Annotated in this window: 8 protein-coding genes; 7 read left to right on the top strand and 1 reads right to left on the bottom strand. The window is 72.2% G+C overall.

The window, feature by feature from the left end:
- The first annotated feature begins 21 nt into the window (after window positions 1-21).
- Window positions 22-1,023: a TIGR03842 family LLM class F420-dependent oxidoreductase gene (locus OOK31_RS06380; protein WP_267011339.1), complete on the top strand. Its 1,002-nt coding sequence runs from the start codon at window positions 22-24 to the stop codon at window positions 1,021-1,023.
- 61 nt (window positions 1,024-1,084) lie between these two features.
- Here OOK31_RS06380 and OOK31_RS06375 read toward each other — a convergent pair whose 3' ends face one another.
- Window positions 1,085-2,113: a helix-turn-helix transcriptional regulator gene (locus tag OOK31_RS06375; protein WP_267011338.1), complete on the bottom strand. Its 1,029-nt coding sequence runs from the start codon at window positions 2,111-2,113 to the stop codon at window positions 1,085-1,087.
- Between the two features lie 338 nt (window positions 2,114-2,451).
- On the opposite strand from OOK31_RS06375, the gene OOK31_RS06370 reads away from it, so the two are divergent.
- The 6 genes from OOK31_RS06370 to OOK31_RS06345 all read left to right on the top strand — a co-directional run bounded on the left by OOK31_RS06370 (window position 2,452) and on the right by OOK31_RS06345 (window position 17,417).
- Window positions 2,452-3,138, top strand: coding sequence for a thioesterase II family protein (locus tag OOK31_RS06370; RefSeq protein WP_267011337.1), 687 nt, complete (start codon window positions 2,452-2,454; stop codon window positions 3,136-3,138).
- Window positions 3,139-3,511: 373 nt separating this feature from the next.
- Complete coding sequence (locus OOK31_RS06365; RefSeq protein ID WP_267011336.1) at window positions 3,512-4,225, top strand: thioesterase II family protein; 714 nt, start codon at window positions 3,512-3,514, stop codon at window positions 4,223-4,225.
- The gene (locus tag OOK31_RS06360) at window positions 4,222-5,052 is read left to right on the top strand and encodes a mycofactocin-coupled SDR family oxidoreductase (protein ID WP_267011335.1); all 831 of its coding nucleotides are present in this window, start codon (window positions 4,222-4,224) and stop codon (window positions 5,050-5,052) included. The genes OOK31_RS06365 and OOK31_RS06360 overlap by 4 nt, the downstream gene beginning before the upstream one ends.
- 180 nt (window positions 5,053-5,232) lie before the next feature.
- Window positions 5,233-8,223 carry a non-ribosomal peptide synthetase gene (locus OOK31_RS06355; RefSeq protein WP_267011334.1) on the top strand — a complete coding sequence of 997 codons (2,991 nt, stop codon included), beginning with the start codon at window positions 5,233-5,235 and terminating at the stop codon, window positions 8,221-8,223.
- Window positions 8,224-8,287: 64 nt separating this feature from the next.
- Window positions 8,288-12,088, top strand: coding sequence for an amino acid adenylation domain-containing protein (locus tag OOK31_RS06350; RefSeq protein WP_267011333.1), 3,801 nt, complete (start codon window positions 8,288-8,290; stop codon window positions 12,086-12,088).
- A gap of 22 nt (window positions 12,089-12,110) precedes the next feature.
- Window positions 12,111-17,417 (top strand): non-ribosomal peptide synthetase, encoded by a 5,307-nt coding sequence (locus OOK31_RS06345; protein WP_267011332.1) that lies wholly within the window; start codon window positions 12,111-12,113, stop codon window positions 17,415-17,417.
- Window positions 17,418-17,457 lie beyond the last annotated feature (40 nt).

Genomic DNA, 17,457 nt, shown 5'->3' with positions numbered 1-17,457 from the left:
AAGAGCAAGGAGCAGCCCGCCATGGACTTCGGCCTCGTCCTGCAAACCGACCCGCCGGCCTCGGCGGTCGTCAGCCTCATGAAGCGCGCCGAGCGCAACGGCTTCCGCTACGGCTGGACCTTCGACTCCGCCGTGCTGTGGCAGGAGCCGTTCGTCATCTACAGCCAGATCCTGGCCAACACGCGGAAGATGCACGTCGGCCCGATGGTCACCAACCCGGGCACCCGCACCTGGGAGGTCACCGCCTCCACGTTCGCCACCCTCAACGACATGTACGGCAACCGCACCGTCTGCGGGATCGGGCGCGGCGACTCGGCGATGCGGGTCGCCGGCCGCGCGCCCAACACCCTGGCCCGGCTCGGCGAGGCCATCGAGGTGATCCGCGACCTCGCCGAGGGCCGCGAGGCGGTCGTCGACGGCAACCCGATCCGGATCCCCTGGATCCGCGACGGGCGGCTCCCGGTGTGGATGGCGGCGTACGGGCCGAAGGCGCTGGCCCTGGCCGGGGAGAAGGCGGACGGCTTCATCCTCCAGCTCGCCGACCCCTTCCTCACCGAATGGATGATCAGGGCGGTCCGCGAGGCCGCAGCCCGGGCCGGCCGGGACCCCGGCGCGATCACCATCTGCGTGGCCGCCCCGGCGTACGTGGGCGAGGACCTGGCCCACGCCCGCGACCAGTGCCGCTGGTTCGGCGGCATGGTCGGCAACCACGTCGCCGACCTCGTCTCCCGCTACGGGGAGCACTCCGGGATGGTCCCGGACGACCTCACCGAGTACGTCAAGGCCCGCCAGGGCTACGACTACAGCCACCACGGCCGCGCCGGGAACCCGTCCACCGACTTCGTCCCCGACGAGATCGTCGACCGCTTCTGCCTGCTGGGCCCGGCCGAGGCCCACATCGAGAAGCTGCGAGCCCTGCGCGACCTCGGGGTCGACCAGTTCGCCCTCTACGACATGCACGACGCCCGGGAGTCCACCATCGACGCCTACGGGGAGCACGTCATCCCGGCCCTCAACGGCTGACCCCCCGGCCGTCGGCGTAGAGGACCGGCCGGGTGAGGGCGCTCGACACCCGGTGGGGCGGTCAGCCCCCGGCCTCGACCCCGGTCTTCTCGGGGTCGGCGGGCAGGGGGCGGTTGAGGAGGTCGTGGTGGGAGATGAGGTAGCCGGCGTGGAGGCGGCTGCGGGCGCCGATGCGCTTCATGATCTGGGAGACGTGGCGCTGGCAGCTGCGCAGCGAGATACCGAGGCGTTCGGCGATGCGCTTGTCCTCATCTCCGTTGACCAGAAGGCGCATGATGCTGAGCTTGACGTCCTCGGAGGTCTCCATGACCCGCTGGCGCTTGTATTCGAGGGGGAAGGGGGAGGCGGCAGCCCAGGCGCGTTCGAAGGTGGCGACGACGAAGTCGACCATGCTGGGGTCGCTGACGATCATCGTGCCGCCCTGCTGGTCGCGCAGCGGCAGGACGGCACGGCGCTCGTCGAAGATCATGACCTGCGGGAAGCCGTCGGCGAGTGTGCGGACCTGGGTGCCGAGGGCCGTGAAGTGCTCGACGTAGGAGACGGTGCCGACGTCGAAGTGGGCACTGTGCTGGTAGAGGGTCCGGATGCCGACCCCCCGCTCCAGCAGGTCGCGTGACCTGCCGACCGATTCGTGCAGCGCCTCCGGCGGCCGAGCGCCGCCGGGGTGGGAGGTGAGCACCTCGCTGGTCGCACTGGCAGCCAGACTGTTGATGGCCCGTCTGACGTCGTTGGGGTCCGGGACCACTTCGATGCCCTTGCGCTGCAGACGTTCGCTCGCCGCCGCCTCGTATACGTGGACGAGGCTGTCGTAGGTCACCCGCATCGCGTCGGCGTGCTCTTGGAGGCGCCGCATTTCGAGGAGCAGGGGATCGAGCAGCTGCATCTTCGCGCTGTCCGGCGATACCGCGATGAGTTGGTCCTCGCCCTGGCCTGCGTCCCGCAGGAGGCGCATCGCTTGCAGACTCCGGATCGCCGTGTCGATCTCGCCGCCCGACAGTGCGGTTTCCCCCTCCAGGTCACGCACAGTGACGGCTCCGGTGGCGCAGGCACGGGCGTAGATCTGCTTTTCGGAGGCGCGCAGAGCAGGCACTGCGTCAATGCGTGATTCGGTCACGTTCCGGGAGCATAGTCCGTTTTCGGTGCCTGTCGTATTCCTGCCAACGAGGATATGACGTCTTGGTTGCCTTGGCCGGGAGTGGATCGCTGCCTACATTGGAGCCGTGCCTCAAAAGGGCGCTGTGTTAACCAACTTGGTTTGGAAAACTGTGATGAGCACCACTTGTCCTCGCGTGTCTTCTGTTTCTTCGCGACCCGGCTCGGCTGCGGCCCCCGGCGTGGCGCCCGACCTGGTTCGGCGGTAGCCGCGTGTCGTCCCAAACGTGGCTCAGTCGCCTGCGACGGCCCTTGCTCCGGCCGGCCGGACGGATCGTGGTGATCCCTCACTCCGGTGGCGGTCCCAATGCTCTGCTCCCGCTGGTAGGGCGGCTTCCCGACTCGTTGGAAGTCGTCGGGGTGACACTTCCCGGGCGTGAGCGCCGCTTCGCCGAGGATCCGGAGATTTCACCGAACGACCTGGTGGAGGGTATTCTGGCGGAGCTCTCCGGGCTGGCTCCGATGCCGACCGTTCTGTTCGGGCACAGCCTGGGCGGGTCCATTGCGCTCGCGCTGACCCTTGCGGATCCGACCGTCTGCTCGGCACTCGTGATCAGCGCCCAACTGCCCGACGGTTCACAGATCGAGCGGCCGGAGGAGTGGGACGACAGTGTGCTGCTGGCGGTGGTCGAACGGGGTGGCGGAACTCCGCCGGGCCTGCTCGACGACCCGGCCTGGCGCGAGCACATGCTGCGGCTGCTGCGGGCCGATCTCACCCTGGGTGGCCGCCTCGCACGCCGGAACGCACAGGGCAGGGTGGCCCATCCGCTCACCGTGATCGGTGGGGAACAGGACCTCCTGGTGCCTGCGGAGAAACTGAATGCCTGGGCCGACCGGGCGGATGCGGGCCTTTCTTCTTACATTCTCCCCGGTGGCCACTTCTATCTGATGGACGAGGCGAACTGCGACATTATCGCTGCGGCCGTGGCGGCCTCCCTCGAAAGGTCCGTGCCGACGACTTAAGGCCCGAACAGCCAATTCTGTGAGCGGGCTTCCGCTCGATCACCTCCCCACCATCCGTCGCGAGCAGTCACCGACGGCCTTCGGGCCCGGACGTGTTCGCGACTCGCCGACAGTGCGGGCGCGCCACTCGCCGACCGTGTGGGCCCGTCGCCCGCCGCCGGGTCCAGGCCCCGCTCCCGCGCCGTCGCCCTCGGTGCGTCCTCACTGACCTCAGGACGCCCACCGCCTGGACCTGCGACGTCGGACATGGATTCCGTCGCATGCGTGGCGCCGCACGCGTCATCAACCTCGCTCTCGCCACTCGCGATTGAGCCAACCGCCTGGTCACCTTCGATGACAGGCCCGCCTTTCCGTATTAAGGGGACTATTTATCATGAAAACGACCTATCTCATCTGCTTGCCCTTCGCAGGGGCCGGGGCTTCCTTCTTCAAGGACTGGCAGGCGCTTGCCCCGGAGGGGCTGCACATCGTGCCCGTGCAGCTGCCAGGACGTGAGGAGCGCTTCATCGACGCGCCGCACACCGAGGTGGCGCGGGCCGTGGAGGAGGCATACTCCGCGACCCTCGGCCAACTCGCGGGCGCCGACCAGGTCGCCGTCTTCGGACACAGCCTCGGGGCGGTGCTCGCCTACGAACTCGCGCACCAACTCGCCGGAACCCAGGGAGTATCGCTGGCGCGGCTGTTCGTGAGCGGTTCGCCCGGCCCGTGGAACGGTCGCGAGAGCCGCGCCACAGGCCTGGACGACGAGGCGTTCCTGGCCCAGGTCCGCGAGTTCGCCGGCTACAACCACCCCGCGCTGGAACACCCCGAGATGCGTGCGCTGCTGCTGCCCATGCTGCGGGCCGACGTCGAAATGCACGAGAACTACCGTCCGTCCTCGGACAAACCGCTGGACGTCGCCATCACCGCCCTGCGCGGCCGCGACGACGAGCTCGTCGACTCGGCGCTGATCGCGCAATGGCGCGAGGCGACGACGGCGGAGTTCGCGCCGGCAGAGCTGGACGGCGGCCACATGTACCTGGCCGACGGCGCAGAGGCGCTCCTGCAGCTGATCGCCGCCGAACTCGGTACGGCGGACGCCCGATGACGCTTCGACTGGCCGGCAAGACCGCCGTCATCACCGGCGCCGCCCGCGGGCTCGGCCGCGCCACCGCCGTCGCCTTCGCCCGCGAGGGCGCCGACCTGATGCTGCTCGACATCGCGGCGGACCTGCCCGGAGTGCCGTACCCGCTGGGCTCCGACAGTCAGCTCGCCTACACCGCGGAGCTCTGCCGCGAGTACGGCGTCTCCGCCATGACGAGGCGGCTCGACGTCCGCGACCTCGGCGAGGTCGAGGCGGCGATGGGAACCGCCCGCGAGCGGTTCGGCCGCATCGACGTGCTCGTCAACAACGCCGGAATCGCCGCCCCTTCCGGCAAGGCCGCGCACGAGATCGAAGAGCGCGAGTGGCAGCTGATGATCGATGTGGACCTTTCCGGTGCCTGGCGCACCATCCGCGCGGTCGGCGGTCACATGGCCGAACAGCGATCCGGCAGCATCATCAACATCGCCTCCACCGCCGGCCTGGTGGGCTACCGCCACTTCGCCGGGTACGTGGCCGCCAAGCACGGCCTGGTCGGCCTGACCAAGGCCGTCGCACTCGACTACGCGCCCTACAAGGTGCGGGTGAACGCGCTCTGCCCCGGCTCGGTCCGGGACGACTCGCAGGTCGAGGGCCGGATGCTGTCGGAGATCGCCCGCTCGCTGGACGTACCGGTAGCCGAGCACGAGGAGACCTTCGTCCAGGCGCAGCCGATGAACGCCCTGATCGAGCCCGAGGACATCGCGTCGGCAGCTCTGTGGCTGGCCTCCGACGAGTCCCGGCAGGTCACCGGCAGCGTCGTGGCGGTGGACGGCGGCTTCACCGCCCGCTAGCGGCGGACCGGTCCCGGGCCGGCCGGCCCGTCACATGGCGTTCAGCACGGTAGCCCCAGGCCCGAGAGCCCGCCTCCGACGGTTCCGCCCGGTCGCCCCGCACCGGTCGCCGGTCAATGGCTCCGCCGATGCCAGTTCACCGTTGCCTACTTCACAGACTCAATGTCCGGAGAACCACTCGTGCCACGTTTCGATAACCACGCCCAGCTGATCCCGACTGACTGCGCGCCGTCCGGCCACGTCCACGCGTTGCGGATCCGGCTGTCCGAAGGGGCCGACACCTCCCGGCTCGCCCGCGTCCTCGAGGGAGCGGCCGGCCTGTGGTGGCCGCAGGCCGCCGAGCGGCAGCCGAAGGTCTGGAGCGAGCCCGTTCCGGCGGCCGCCGGATCCGCGATCGCCGATCGCCGGCTGCAGAGCGAGCTGCAGCGGCCGTTGGACCCCGACCACGCGCTGCTGCGCGTGGGGGTCCTCGAGTACGCGGACGGCCCCGCTGACCTCGTGCTGGTCGCCCACCGCGGCTTCCTGGACGCGGCCTCCCTGCGCCACGTGGCCGACGTGCTGCTCGGCCGGGCGCCGGCCGAGCGGTTCAGCGCGGTGGCAGTCGGGCGCCCTGCCCCGGCCGACGGCGAACTGCGCAAGCTCTGGAGCGAGGCGGAGTTCGCCGGCCGGGCCGAGTGGGCGGTGGCCGACGGCTCGGCCAAGGACCGCACCGGTGTGGTGCGCGTCGAGCTGCGCTGCACAGCCGCCGACGAGCCCGGCACCCTCGCGGTGGCGACCGGGCTGGTCCTCGGGCGGTACGAGAACCAGGACACCCCGGTCATCGGAGCCCTGACCGTTCAGCCGGGTCGCCCGGCCGACGCCCTCGGCGCGTTCGACGCGGGCACCCTGCTGCCCATCGACCTCTCCGGCGCGCGCGCCACCGCAGAGCTGGTCGGCGAGGCCGGCCGACTGCTGTCCGGTGCCGGAACGCTGTGCGACCGGCGGCAGTACGCGGACCTGGTCGCCGAGTCGGGCGGCCGGGTGCTGGCCGGCGTCATCAATCCGGCCGGGCACCAGGCGGACAGCGGCGCCGAGACGTACCTGCCGTGCCAGAGCGCCCCGTTCCCCCTCAGCGTGACCCTCCGTCACCATGCCGACGGTGGAGCCTTCCTGGAGGTTCACCACCGCCTCGCCGACGTGGACGAGGCCTCGGCCCAGCAGTTCGCCCGGCACCTGGCGCGAGCCTTCGAACAGCTCGCCGACGGCGCACCGGAGCTGGTCCCCGCGGACGTGGACCTGCTGGACGACGAGGAGCGAGCCGCACTGGTCGCACTGGGCCGACCCGCACGGTCGCTCGAGTGGCAGCCGCGGCGAATCGACGAGGTCTTCGCGGAGCACGCCGCCGAGCGGCCCGAGGCCGTCGCCCTCAGCTACGAGGGACAGACCCTGACCTACGCCGAGCTGAACGAGCGGGCCGACCGCTTCGCCGGAGCGCTCCACGCCCTCGGAGTCCGCGCCGGCGAGCGCGTCGGCATCTGCCTGGACCGCTCCACCGACCTCGTGGTCACCATGCTCGCCGTGCTCAAGGCCGACGCCGTGTACGTGCCGATGGATCCGGCCTACCCGGCCGACCGGCTCGCCTACACCGCCGAAGACGCCGGATTGCGCTTCGTCGTCACCACGCTCGACGAGTTCCCCGCAGCCGGGCAGACCCGCACGATCCGGCCCGAGGAGCTGGCCGCCACGGCGCCGTCCGCCGCGCCCGCCCCCGGCCGGGGCAACGAGCAGGCCGCGTACATCATCTACACCTCGGGCTCGACCGGCCGGCCCAAGGGCGTCGTCGTCCCGCACCGCAACGTGGTCGCCCTGTTGTCCGCCACGACAGAGGATTTCCGCCTCGGCCCGGACGACACCTGGACGCTGTTCCACTCCAGCGCCTTCGACTTCTCCGTGTGGGAGATCTGGGGCCCGCTGCTCACCGGCGCCCGGCTCGTCGTCGTCCCCTACTGGGTCTCCCGTTCCCCCGAGGAATTCCGCGAGCTGCTGCGCAGCGAGCGGGTCACCGTGGTCAACCAGACGCCCTCGGCGTTCGCGCAGCTGGTGGAGGCCGACCGGCGGCAGGCGCCGGACCTGGCTCTGCGCCTGGTGGTGTTCGGAGGTGAGCCTCTGGACGCCCGGGGCCTGCGCGGCTGGTTCGACCGCTACCCCGAGTCCCGCTGCCGCCTGGTGAACATGTTCGGCATCACCGAGACCACCGTCCACGTCACCGCCCAGACGGTCGGCCGCAAGGAGGCCATGACCGGCTCCCGTTCGGTCGGCCCGGCGCTGCCCGGCTGGTACCTGTACGTGCTCGACGAGCGCCAGCGGCCGGTGCCGCTCGGCGTACCGGGCGAGATCTACGTCGGCGGCGAGGGCGTCGCGCTGGAGTACCTGGGCCGCCCGGAGCTGACCGCCGAACGCTTCACCACGGACCCGTTCACCGGCGGCCGGATGTACCGCAGCGGCGACAAGGGCCGACTGCGTCCGGACGGCCGACTGGAGCACCTCGGCCGACTGGACACCCAGGTCAAGCTGCGCGGTTTCCGGATCGAGCTGGACGAGATCCGCAATGTCCTCCTGGACGACCCCACGGTGACCGCGGCCGCCGTCGTCCTGGGCGGCGCCGACACGCAGGACTCGGCCGCGGTACGCCTGGACGCCTACGTGGTGCTCGACGGCGGCGACACCGCCGCTGTCCGGCGCCGGGCCGCCAAGGTGCTGCCCGAGTACATGCTGCCCACCACCGTCACCCCTCTGCCGGCTCTGCCGCTGACCGCCAACGGGAAGCTCGACGCCCGGCGCCTGCCCGCGCCGGCCGCACCCGCCGCCGCGAACGCGCCGGCCGCACCCGCCCCCGCCGCCGCGGTCGCCGCGAGCGCCCCGGCGGAGGCCGCGCCGCTGTCGCCCGCCGACCCGGCGGCCACGGGCGGTGGCCTGGCTGAGGAGCTCACCGAGGTGTGGCAGGCCGTGCTCGGCGTGCCGGTCGGGCCCGACGACAGCTTCTTCGAGCTCGGTGGCAACTCCCTGTACGCGGTGCGCCTGGCCGCCGCGATGCGTGAGCGAGGCCTGCCCGCGCTCCCGCTGCGCGAGCTGTACCTGAACCCGACCGTCAGCCGCCTCGCCGCGGTCCTCGCCCCGGGAGACCAGGCGTGAGCGAGCGAATCACCGAGGGGTGCGCGGCGCGCGAAGCGCTCGCAGGGATCCGGAAGGCGGTCGCATGAGCACGCACCCCGAAGGATCCGCCCCCATGGCGGGCGCGGAGCTGACGGCCTGGCTGCCCGGACCCGCGGACCCGGCCGCAGCCCACGCGTACGGCCCCGAGGGCGGCGCCGCGACGGAGCAGGGACCGTACCCCGTGCCGCTCCCCGCGCCGACCGGCCCGGCGAGCGCGCCCGCCCGGGTGCTCGCCGCCTGGGCCGCGCTCCTCTACCACCACACCGGTCGGCAGGACCTCGACCTCGGCTTCCAGCCCGACGGCGCGGCCCGGCCGATGACGGTACGGCTGAGGGTCGAGCCGGCCACGTCCCTCGGCGGCCTCGAATCGGCGGCCGAGCACGCACTGCACTCCGCAGCGCGGGGCGAACCCGCCGAGGGCGCCATGCCCCTGCTCGTCCACCGGGCGAGCGCCGGCCACGCCGGTACGGCGCCCGCCGGGACGCTCGTCGTGGAAATCGACGACACCGGTGAAGGCCCCGTCCTGCGGCTGTGGCACGATCCGGCCGTGCACCGGGCGGACGCGGTGTCCCGGCATGCCGTACACCTGGCGAACGCACTGGCCGAAGCCACACGCTCCCCGGAGCTCCCGGTCCGCGAGCTGGACCCGCTGTCGCCCGCTGAGCGCACCCGGCTGCTCGTGGAATGGAACGACACGGGGGCCGAGTACCCGCGGGAGAGCCGGGTCGAGGAGCTGTTCGCCGAACGGGCCCGCACCGCGCCCGGCCACCCTGCCGTGGTGCACGGCGACACCGTACTCAGCTACGCGGAACTCGACCGACGGGCCGAGCTGCTGGCGCACCGGCTGCGCGCCGAAGGGCTGCTCCCGTCCGAGCCGGTCGCCCTGCTGATGCCGCGCGAGGCGGGTCTGGTCGTCGCCGCGCTCGCGGTGCTCAAGGCCGGTGGCGTCTACCTGCCGGTCGACCCCGGCTATCCGGGCGACCGCATCGCGTACCTGCTGGCGGACAGCGCAGCCCGCCTGGTGCTGACCACCGGCGCCCTGGCCGAAGGCCTCGGCCCGGTGCCCGACCTGCCGAGCACGGTGCTCGACCTCGACACCATGGACTGGCAGGCGCCGCCGCCGGCCCACGAGGCCGCACCCGCCCCCGACGGGCCGCCGCCGGGCGCCGGGGACGCCGCGTACCTGATGTACACCTCCGGCACCACCGGCAAGCCCAAGGGCGTGCTGGTTCCGCACCGCGGCATCGTCCGTCTGGTCAGCGCGGCCGACTATGTGCGACTGGACTCGACCACGAGGATGGCCCAGGTCGGAGCCACCGGCTTCGACGCGTCCGTGTGGGAGATGTGGGGCGCCCTGCTCGGCGGCGGCACGCTGCACATACTGGACCGCGAGACCCTGCTCGACACCGAGGAGCTGGGCCGCGCCCTGCGCGAACAAGGCATCACCACGGCCCTGTTCACCTCCGCTCTGTTCAACCAGCTCGCCGACGAGGACCCGGGCCTGTTCCGTCCGCTGCGCGACCTGCTCGTCGGCGGCGACGTACTCTCCGCCGGGCACGCCCGCGAGGTGCTGTCCGTCAATCCCGGCCTACGGCTGGTCAACGCCTACGGGCCGACCGAGAACGCCGTCATCTCCACCTGCCAGGTCCTCGGCGGCCCGGTCGGCGCCCGGGTGCCGATCGGCCGCCCGGTGCCCAACGCGACCGCTTACGTGCTCAACCAGGACGGCCTGCCGCTGCCCACCGGCGTCCCCGGCGAGCTGTACGTCGGCGGCGACGGCCTGGCCCTGGGCTACCACGGCCGGCCCGACCTCACGGAGCTGGCCTTCGTGCCGCACCCGTTCGCGCCCGGCGAGACGCTGTACCGCACGGGTGACCGGGTACGGCTGCTGCCGGACGGCGCCGTCGACTTCGTCGGCCGGACCGACCACCAGGTAAAGGTCCGGGGCTTCCGGGTGGAGCCCGGCGAGGTCGAAACCACCCTGGCGTCGCTGCCCGGCGTACGGGCGGCCGTCGTGCTGGCCAGGCGCCGCCCCGACTCCTCGGACAGCTACTTGTGCGGGTACCTCGTCGGCGACCGGGAACTCGACGCCGACCTGGTCCGGGCGGCCGCCGCCGAGCTGCTGCCGCCGCACATGGTCCCGTCGTACGTGATGGTGCTGCCCGCGCTGCCGCTGACCGCCAACGGCAAGGTGGACCGGGCCGCGCTGCCCGCGGCCGGGACCGGCACGCGGACGAGCGGCGCCCGGCCGCCCGGCGACGATCTGGAACGCAGGCTGCTGGAGCTCTGGGAGGACGTCCTCGGAATCCGGGGGATCGGCGTCGACGATCCGCTGGACACCCACGGGGCCAGCTCGCTGACCGCGACCCGGGTGTCCGCCCGCGTCCGACGCACCCTCAAGCTGGTCTGCCCCGTCTCGCTGGTGCTGGCCGCCCGGACGGTGGCCGGGCTTGCCGAGCGGCTGCGGACGGCCGAGACCGCCGACCACGGCCCGGAGCCGCTGGGCGTACGCCCGGACGGCGCCGGGGAGCCGGCCCCGCTGTCGCCGCAGCAGCACCGGATCTACATCGAGCAGCTGAAGGACCCTGCCGGGACCGAGTACAACCTGCCGCTCGTGGTGGATCTGCCCTCGGCCCCGTCGGCCGAGCGGCTGCGCGTCACCCTGGCCGCCCTGGTGGCCCGGCACGAGGTGCTGCGGACCGATGTCGCCCTGGACGGCGAAGGACGCCCCCGGCAGCGCGTCCACGACGACCTGCCCGTCGTACTGGAGCAGGTGGAGCTGTCGGCCGACGCCGACGTCGACGCGTGGACCGCGGGGTGGGTCAGGGCATTCGACCCACACCGTGGACCCCTGTGGCGGGCGGCCCTGCTGCGCCACGGCACCGGGACCCGGCTGGTGCTGGACATCCACCACCTGCTCACCGACGGCTACTCGCTGATGCTCCTGGCTACCGAGTGGGCGCAGCTGCTGGACGGTGGGCAGCCGTCGGAGCCCGAGCTCGGCTACCGTGATTTCGCCCGCTGGGCCACGGGGCCCCGGGGGCGCGAACTCGCGATGAGTCAGCGCGAGTTCTGGCTGCGTACGTACGCCACGCCGGTGCGGCCGCTCGACCTGCCCACCGACCTGCCCCGGCCGCCGGTGCGCCGCACCGAGGGCGCCTACTTGGGCTTCCCGCTCGGCGCGGAGCTCAGCCGCGCGGTGCGGGAGCTGGCGCGCAGCGAAGGGGTGACCCCGTTCCACGTCCTGCTCGCCGGATACACGGCGTTCCTGGGGCGGATGAGCGGCAGCGACGACGTGACGGTGGGCACGCCCGTGTCAGGGCGTCACCTGCCGGGCGTGGAGCGGGTCCAGGGCATGTTCGTCAACACGCTGTGCCTGCGCCTCAACCCGGACCCGGAGCTTTCCTTCCGCACGTACCTGCGGGCGGTCGCCGAACACGCGGTGGCCGCCGCCGACCACCAGGACTTCCCGTTCGAGGAGATCGTGGCCGCCACCGGCGAACGGGATTACAGCCGCAATCCGCTGTTCGACACCCTGTTCGCGGTGCAGGACACCGGGCTCCACCAGGTGGGCTTCCTCGGCGGACAGCCACGCTGGCTCCCCGAGGCCACCGGACGCACGATCTTCGACCTGAACCTGCAGATCGAAGACGCCCCCGAGGGCTTCACCGCCAACTGGGCCTACAGCACCAGCCTCTTCCTGCGGCCCACCGTCGAGCTGTTCCGCGACGAGCTGCTGACGCTGCTCGACGCGGCCCTGGGCGACCCGGACGCGGCACTGCACGGCATGGGACGGGTGGCGGCCAAGGCGCAGCCCCTGCCCGATCTCGACTTCGACTTCTGATTTACGAAACCTGGAAGGCACCATGCAATCCCTGGAAACCCTCGGCCGGCTCAAGGTCGCGGCGGCGCAGCGCCCCCGCGAAGGCGCGTTCTGGCGTGCCGCTCTCGCCGCTCTGCCCGAGCGCACCGGCTTCCCCTCCGACGCCCCCGGCCGCCCCGCCGAACCGGGCCCGCACGCGACGGTCGGACTGGACCTCGACGCGGACCTGAGCGCCCGGATCGAGAAGCTGACCCGCGGCCAGGAAGCCGCGCTGCACTCCGTCCTGGTGGCGGCCGTCGGAACCCTGCTGCAGCGCTACACCGGCGGGGAGGAGGCAGTCGTGGCGATCCCCGCCGCCGACGCCGGTGGCGACGCCCGCCCGCTGGCCGACGCGCTGGTGCTGCGTCTGCCGTTCACCCCCGAACTCACGTTCCGCGGGCTGCTCGGTGAGGTCAAGCCCCGGCTGCTGGCCGCGCTGGAACACCAGGACTACCCGATCGAACTCCTCGCCGAGGAGTTCGGGGCGGACGCGGGTCACGGAGCGCACCCCTTCGCCGAGGTGCTGGTCGACACCGTACGTGCCGAGCAGGACGGGCCCGCCGACCGTCCACGGTTCCCGCTCGTCTTCTCCTTCGCCCGGACTGCCGGCCGTCTGAGCCTGGAACTGCGCCACCGCCCCGAGCGGCACAGCGCCGTCACCGCCCGCCGCCTGCTCGCGCACTGCGCCGCGCTGCTGGCCGGAGCCACCGCCGTGCCGGACGACGCGCTGGCCGCGCTCGACCTGCACTCGGAGGCCGACCGTGCCCTGATCGCCCGGGTCAACGCCACCGACGCGGCGTTCGAGGACACCGTGCGTCTCGACGAACTGTTCAGCCGCCGGGTGAAGCTGACCCCGGACGCCACCGCCGTGGCCGGCGACGGCTTCCGGCTCACCTACGCCGACCTCGACGCCCGCGCCAACCAGCTCGCGCACACCCTGCGCTCCCGGGGCGTGGGCCGCGACGACCTGGTCGCGGTGCTGGCCGACCGCTCGCCGCAGATGCTGGTCGCCATCTACGCCGTCCTCAAGGCGGGCGGCGCCTACCTGCCGGTCGACCCCGGCTACCCGGTGGAGCGGATCGGCTACGTCCTGGACGACAGCGCCGCCCGGCTCGTCCTGACCCTGCCCCGCTACCGCGACCTGGTCGGCGAGGGCCGTGAGGCGCTGGACCTGACCGACGAGTCCGCGTACGCCGAGGACGCGAGCACCCCCGAGGTCATCGGCGATGCCCGGGACCTCGCCTACGTCATCTACACCTCGGGCTCGACCGGAAACCCCAAGGGCGTCCAGATCGAGCACCGCTCGGTGGTCAACCGCATCGGCTGGATGCAGCGCGCCTACCCGATCGACCCGGCCGACGTGATCATGCAGAAGACGCCCACGTCCTTCGACGTGTCCGTCTGGGAGCTGTTCTGGTGGATGTTCGAGGGTGCCGCCGTGTGCCTGCCGGAGCCCGGAGCCGAGCGCGACCCGGAGGCGCTGACCGCCGCCATCGAACGCCACGGCGTCACCACCATGCACTTCGTGCCGTCCATGCTCGCCGCCTTCCTCGACTTCGTCTCCGGGGCGGGCGAACAGGCCAAGCTGGCTTCACTGCGACAGGTCTTCGCCAGTGGTGAGGCGCTGACGCCGCACCACGTACGGCGCTTCGGCGAGGTCACCGCCGCCACGGGCGGCCCGGCCGCCCGCCTGATCAACCTGTACGGGCCCACTGAGGCGACCGTCGACGTGACCCACCACGCCTGCGGTCCCGAGGACGTCGACCGGGTCCCGATCGGACTGCCGATCGACAACACCCGCATCCTGATGCTCGACGCCCAGCTCCGGCCGCAGCCGGTCGGCGTGCCGGGTGAGCTGTGCATCGCCGGTGTCGGCCTGGCCCGCGGCTACCTGGGCCGGCCCGAGCTGACCGCCGAGCGGTTCGTCGCCGCCCCGCTGGCCGGCGAGGAGCGGGTCTACCGCACCGGCGACCTCACCCGCTGGCTGGCCGACGGCACCATCGAGTACCTGGGCCGCATCGACCACCAGGTCAAGGTTCGCGGCTACCGCATCGAACTCGGCGAGATCGAGGAGCAGCTGCGCCGCCACCCCGAGGTCAAGGACGCCGTGGTGGTCGCCCGCAAGGCCGACGACGGGCAGACCTACCTGGTCGGCTACGTCCAGTCGGCGACCGCCGTCGCCGAGGACGAGCTCAAGCGGCACCTCGGCGTGACGCTGCCCGAGTACATGGTCCCGCCGCGCATCGTCGCGCTGGAGGTCTTCCCCCTCTCGCCGAACGGCAAGCTGGACCGGCGCGCCCTGCCCGAGCCCGGGCAGCCGGAGCGCGAGGCCGCCGCCTACGTGGCCCCGACCACGCCCGAGGAGATCGAACTGGCCCGCATCTGGGGCGAGGTGCTCGGCTACGAGCAGATCGGCGTGGAAGACAACTTCTTCGCGCTCGGCGGCAACTCGATCCACTTCGTCACGGTGCTGGCCAAGGCCCGGGCGGCAGGTCTGGACTTCACCTTCCAGCAGTTCTTCCAGAACCCGACGGTGGCCGAACTGGCCCGCAGCCTGGCCGAGTCCGGACCGACGGCGGAGCGCACGCCGCTGCGCCCGTTCGAGCTGCTGACGCCGCAGGACCGCGAGCTGATCCCGGCGGGCATCGAGGACGCCTACCCGATGACCCAGCTCCAGGCGGGCCTGGTGTTCCAGAGCGAGCTCTCGCAGGGCACGGCCGAGTACCACGACATCCTCAGCTACATGATCCAGAGCCCGTTCGACGCCGAGTGCTTCGAACAGGCCGCCCGCGTCCTGGTCCAGCGCAACCCCATCTTCCGCACCAGTTACCACCTCACCGGCTACAGCGAGTACTTGCAGCTGGTGCACGAGGACGCCCCGCTGCCGCTGTACATCGCGGACCTGCGCGGGATGAGCGAAGCCGAGCAGGAGGAGTGGTACCGCGACTGGGCGGCGCAGGAGAAGGCGTACCGGTTCGTCTGGAACGAGCCCGGTCTGGTGCGGCTGCACGTGCACGTGCTCTCCGACGACCTCTACCGGTACAGCCTGAGCCAGCACAACTCCGCGCTGGACGGCTGGAGCATCACCCTGGTGCACACCACGCTGTTCGACCTCTTCTACCGCCTGCGCGAGGGCCGGGCCCTGCCGGACGCCCCGGTGGAGAACCACGCCCGCAACTACGTCGCGCTGGAGCGCCAGTCCCTGGCCGACGAGGACCACCGGACCTTCTGGGCGCAGCTGCTGGAGGACAGCACCTTCACCGAACTGCCCCGCACCCGGCAGGCGGGCGAGGCGGACCTCTTCCCCGTGGTGTTCCACGAGGCCGAGTTCCCCCGTGGGCTCTCCGACCGCATCGTGGCGCTCGCGAACCAGCTCTCCGTGCCGGTCAAGAACGTGCTGATGGCCGCGCACGCCAAGGTGCTCTCCCTGGTCTCGGGCGACCGCGACGTGATGACCGGGTACGAACACAGCGGCCGTCCCGAGGCGGAGGACGCCACCCGGGCGATCGGGCTCTTCCTCAACACGGTGCCGTTCCGTGTCCGGACAGCCGAGGGCTCGTGGGAGGACCTGATCCGCCAGGTCTACCGCTCCGAGACCGAGCTGCTGCCCGCGCGCCGCTACCCGATGGCGCAGATGAAGAACGACCTCGGTACCCAGGACGCCCTGTTCGAGACCGCCTTCAACTTCACCCACTTCTACCTGCTGAAGCAGCTGGAGGCGCTGGACGGCTTCTCCCTGCTGGACGTGCGGGCCAACTCCGAGACGGAGTTCGTGCTGCGCGCCGAGTTCTCCCGCCACTTCGTCACCGATGAGGTGCGGCTCAGCCTGCACTACCACGCCCACCTCTTCGAGCCGTGGCAGATAGCCCGGATGGGTGCCTACTACACGGCCGCCTTCGAGCAGATGACGGCCGACCTGACCGCCCCGCACCACCTGGCGGACCTGCTGGCCGCGGACGAGCTGGCGGACCTCGAGCGCGCCGAGCGGTCCGAGGTCCTGCCGGACGCCCTGGCCGCGCCGCTCGCGGAGCCGGGTGCGGCCTTCCGGGCCCGGGTCCTGGACGAGCACGGGCTGGCCGTGCCCTTCGGCACGATCGGCCGGATCGTCCTCACCGCGGACAGCCACGAGCCGGTGCCCACCGGTCTGTACGGCCGCCGCAACCGGGACGGACTGGAGCTGCTGGGCGACCAGCCGGTGCGGCACACCTTCGGCCTCCTCGAGGCGGAGGCCGCCGAAGCCGACCCGGTGCGGGAGCAGGCCGCCGACCGGCGGCCCGTCGACGAGGTGGACCGGCGCATCGCGCAGGTGTGGTCCGCGATCCTGGACGTTCCGCTGGACGAGATCGGTCTCGACGACAACTTCTTCGCGCTGGGCGGCGCCTCGCTCGCCGCGATGCGGGTGGTCATGGAGCTCGAGGGGCTGATCTCGCTCACCGACCTGATGCGCAATTCCACCCTGGCGCCGCTCGGCGCGGTGGCCCGTGCCAACCTCGCCGAGGTGGAGCAGGCCGAGCCGCGGTCGCAGAACCTGCTGCAGTCGCTGTCGGCCGCACCCGCAGAGGCCGAGTGCGTGCTGGTCTGCTTCCCGTACGCGGGTGGCAACGCGATCAACTTCGAGCCCCTGGCGCAGGCCATCGACGCCGTCGGCGGCGCGGTGGCCGTGTACGGCGCGGAGCTTCCCGGGCACGACGCCGGCCGCCCCCACGAGGAGTTCTGCTCGCTGGAGGACACGGCGCGCCGCGCGGTGGAGGAGATCCGCCAGACGGTCGCCGGCCGGCCCGTGATGCTCTGGGGCCACTGCGTCGGATCCGCCCTGGCGGTGGAGACGGCGCGGCTGCTGGAGGCCGAGGGATCGGCCCCGGTCCATGTCTTCGTGGGCGGCAAGCTGCTGCACAGTGCCGAGATCACCCGGCAGGGCCTCGAGCAGGCGGCGGCGATGACGGACGACGACATCGTGCGGTGGCTGGTCGACGAGACGGGCTTCGCCGAGTTCGACAGCCTGCGGCCCGAGCACGCGAAGTTCGTCGCCGGCGTGTTCCGGCACGACGCGGGCTCTGCCAACGGCTACCTGCTCGCGGCCGAGGAGCAGGGCCCGAAGGCCAGGCTGTCCGCTCCGCTGACCGCGGTCTTCGCCGGGGACGACCCGCTCACCCCCGACCACGGGCAGCGCTTCGACGCCTGGTCGCTCTTCAGCGATCAGCCTCAGCTGGTCGAACTCGGTGGTGGCGGGCACTACTTCTGCCGCACCGCCGCGCCCGAGGTGGCCGACGTGGTCCTCGGCCGCTGGAACGCGGCGTCCGAGAACCGGTGACCCCCCGGCGGCCGGGCCGGGTGCACCAACCCGGCCCGGC

It is taken from the genome of Streptomyces sp. NBC_00249, from assembly GCF_026342355.1.
Classification (GTDB): domain Bacteria; phylum Actinomycetota; class Actinomycetes; order Streptomycetales; family Streptomycetaceae; genus Streptomyces.
Note: the sequence above shows the minus strand (reverse complement) of the source record. Positions and strands in the feature narration are given on the sequence as shown.

What these genes read in the sequence shown, in the direction of transcription:
- OOK31_RS06380 (WP_267011339.1), top strand. Translation starts at nt 22, where the DNA reads ATGGACTTCGGCCTCGTCCTGCAAACCGACCCGCCGGCCTCGGCGGTC.
- OOK31_RS06365 (WP_267011336.1), top strand. Translation starts at nt 3,512, where the DNA reads ATGAAAACGACCTATCTCATCTGCTTGCCCTTCGCAGGGGCCGGGGCT.
- OOK31_RS06360 (WP_267011335.1), top strand. Translation starts at nt 4,222, where the DNA reads ATGACGCTTCGACTGGCCGGCAAGACCGCCGTCATCACCGGCGCCGCC.
- OOK31_RS06350 (WP_267011333.1), top strand. Translation starts at nt 8,288, where the DNA reads ATGAGCACGCACCCCGAAGGATCCGCCCCCATGGCGGGCGCGGAGCTG.
- OOK31_RS06345 (WP_267011332.1), top strand. Translation starts at nt 12,111, where the DNA reads ATGCAATCCCTGGAAACCCTCGGCCGGCTCAAGGTCGCGGCGGCGCAG.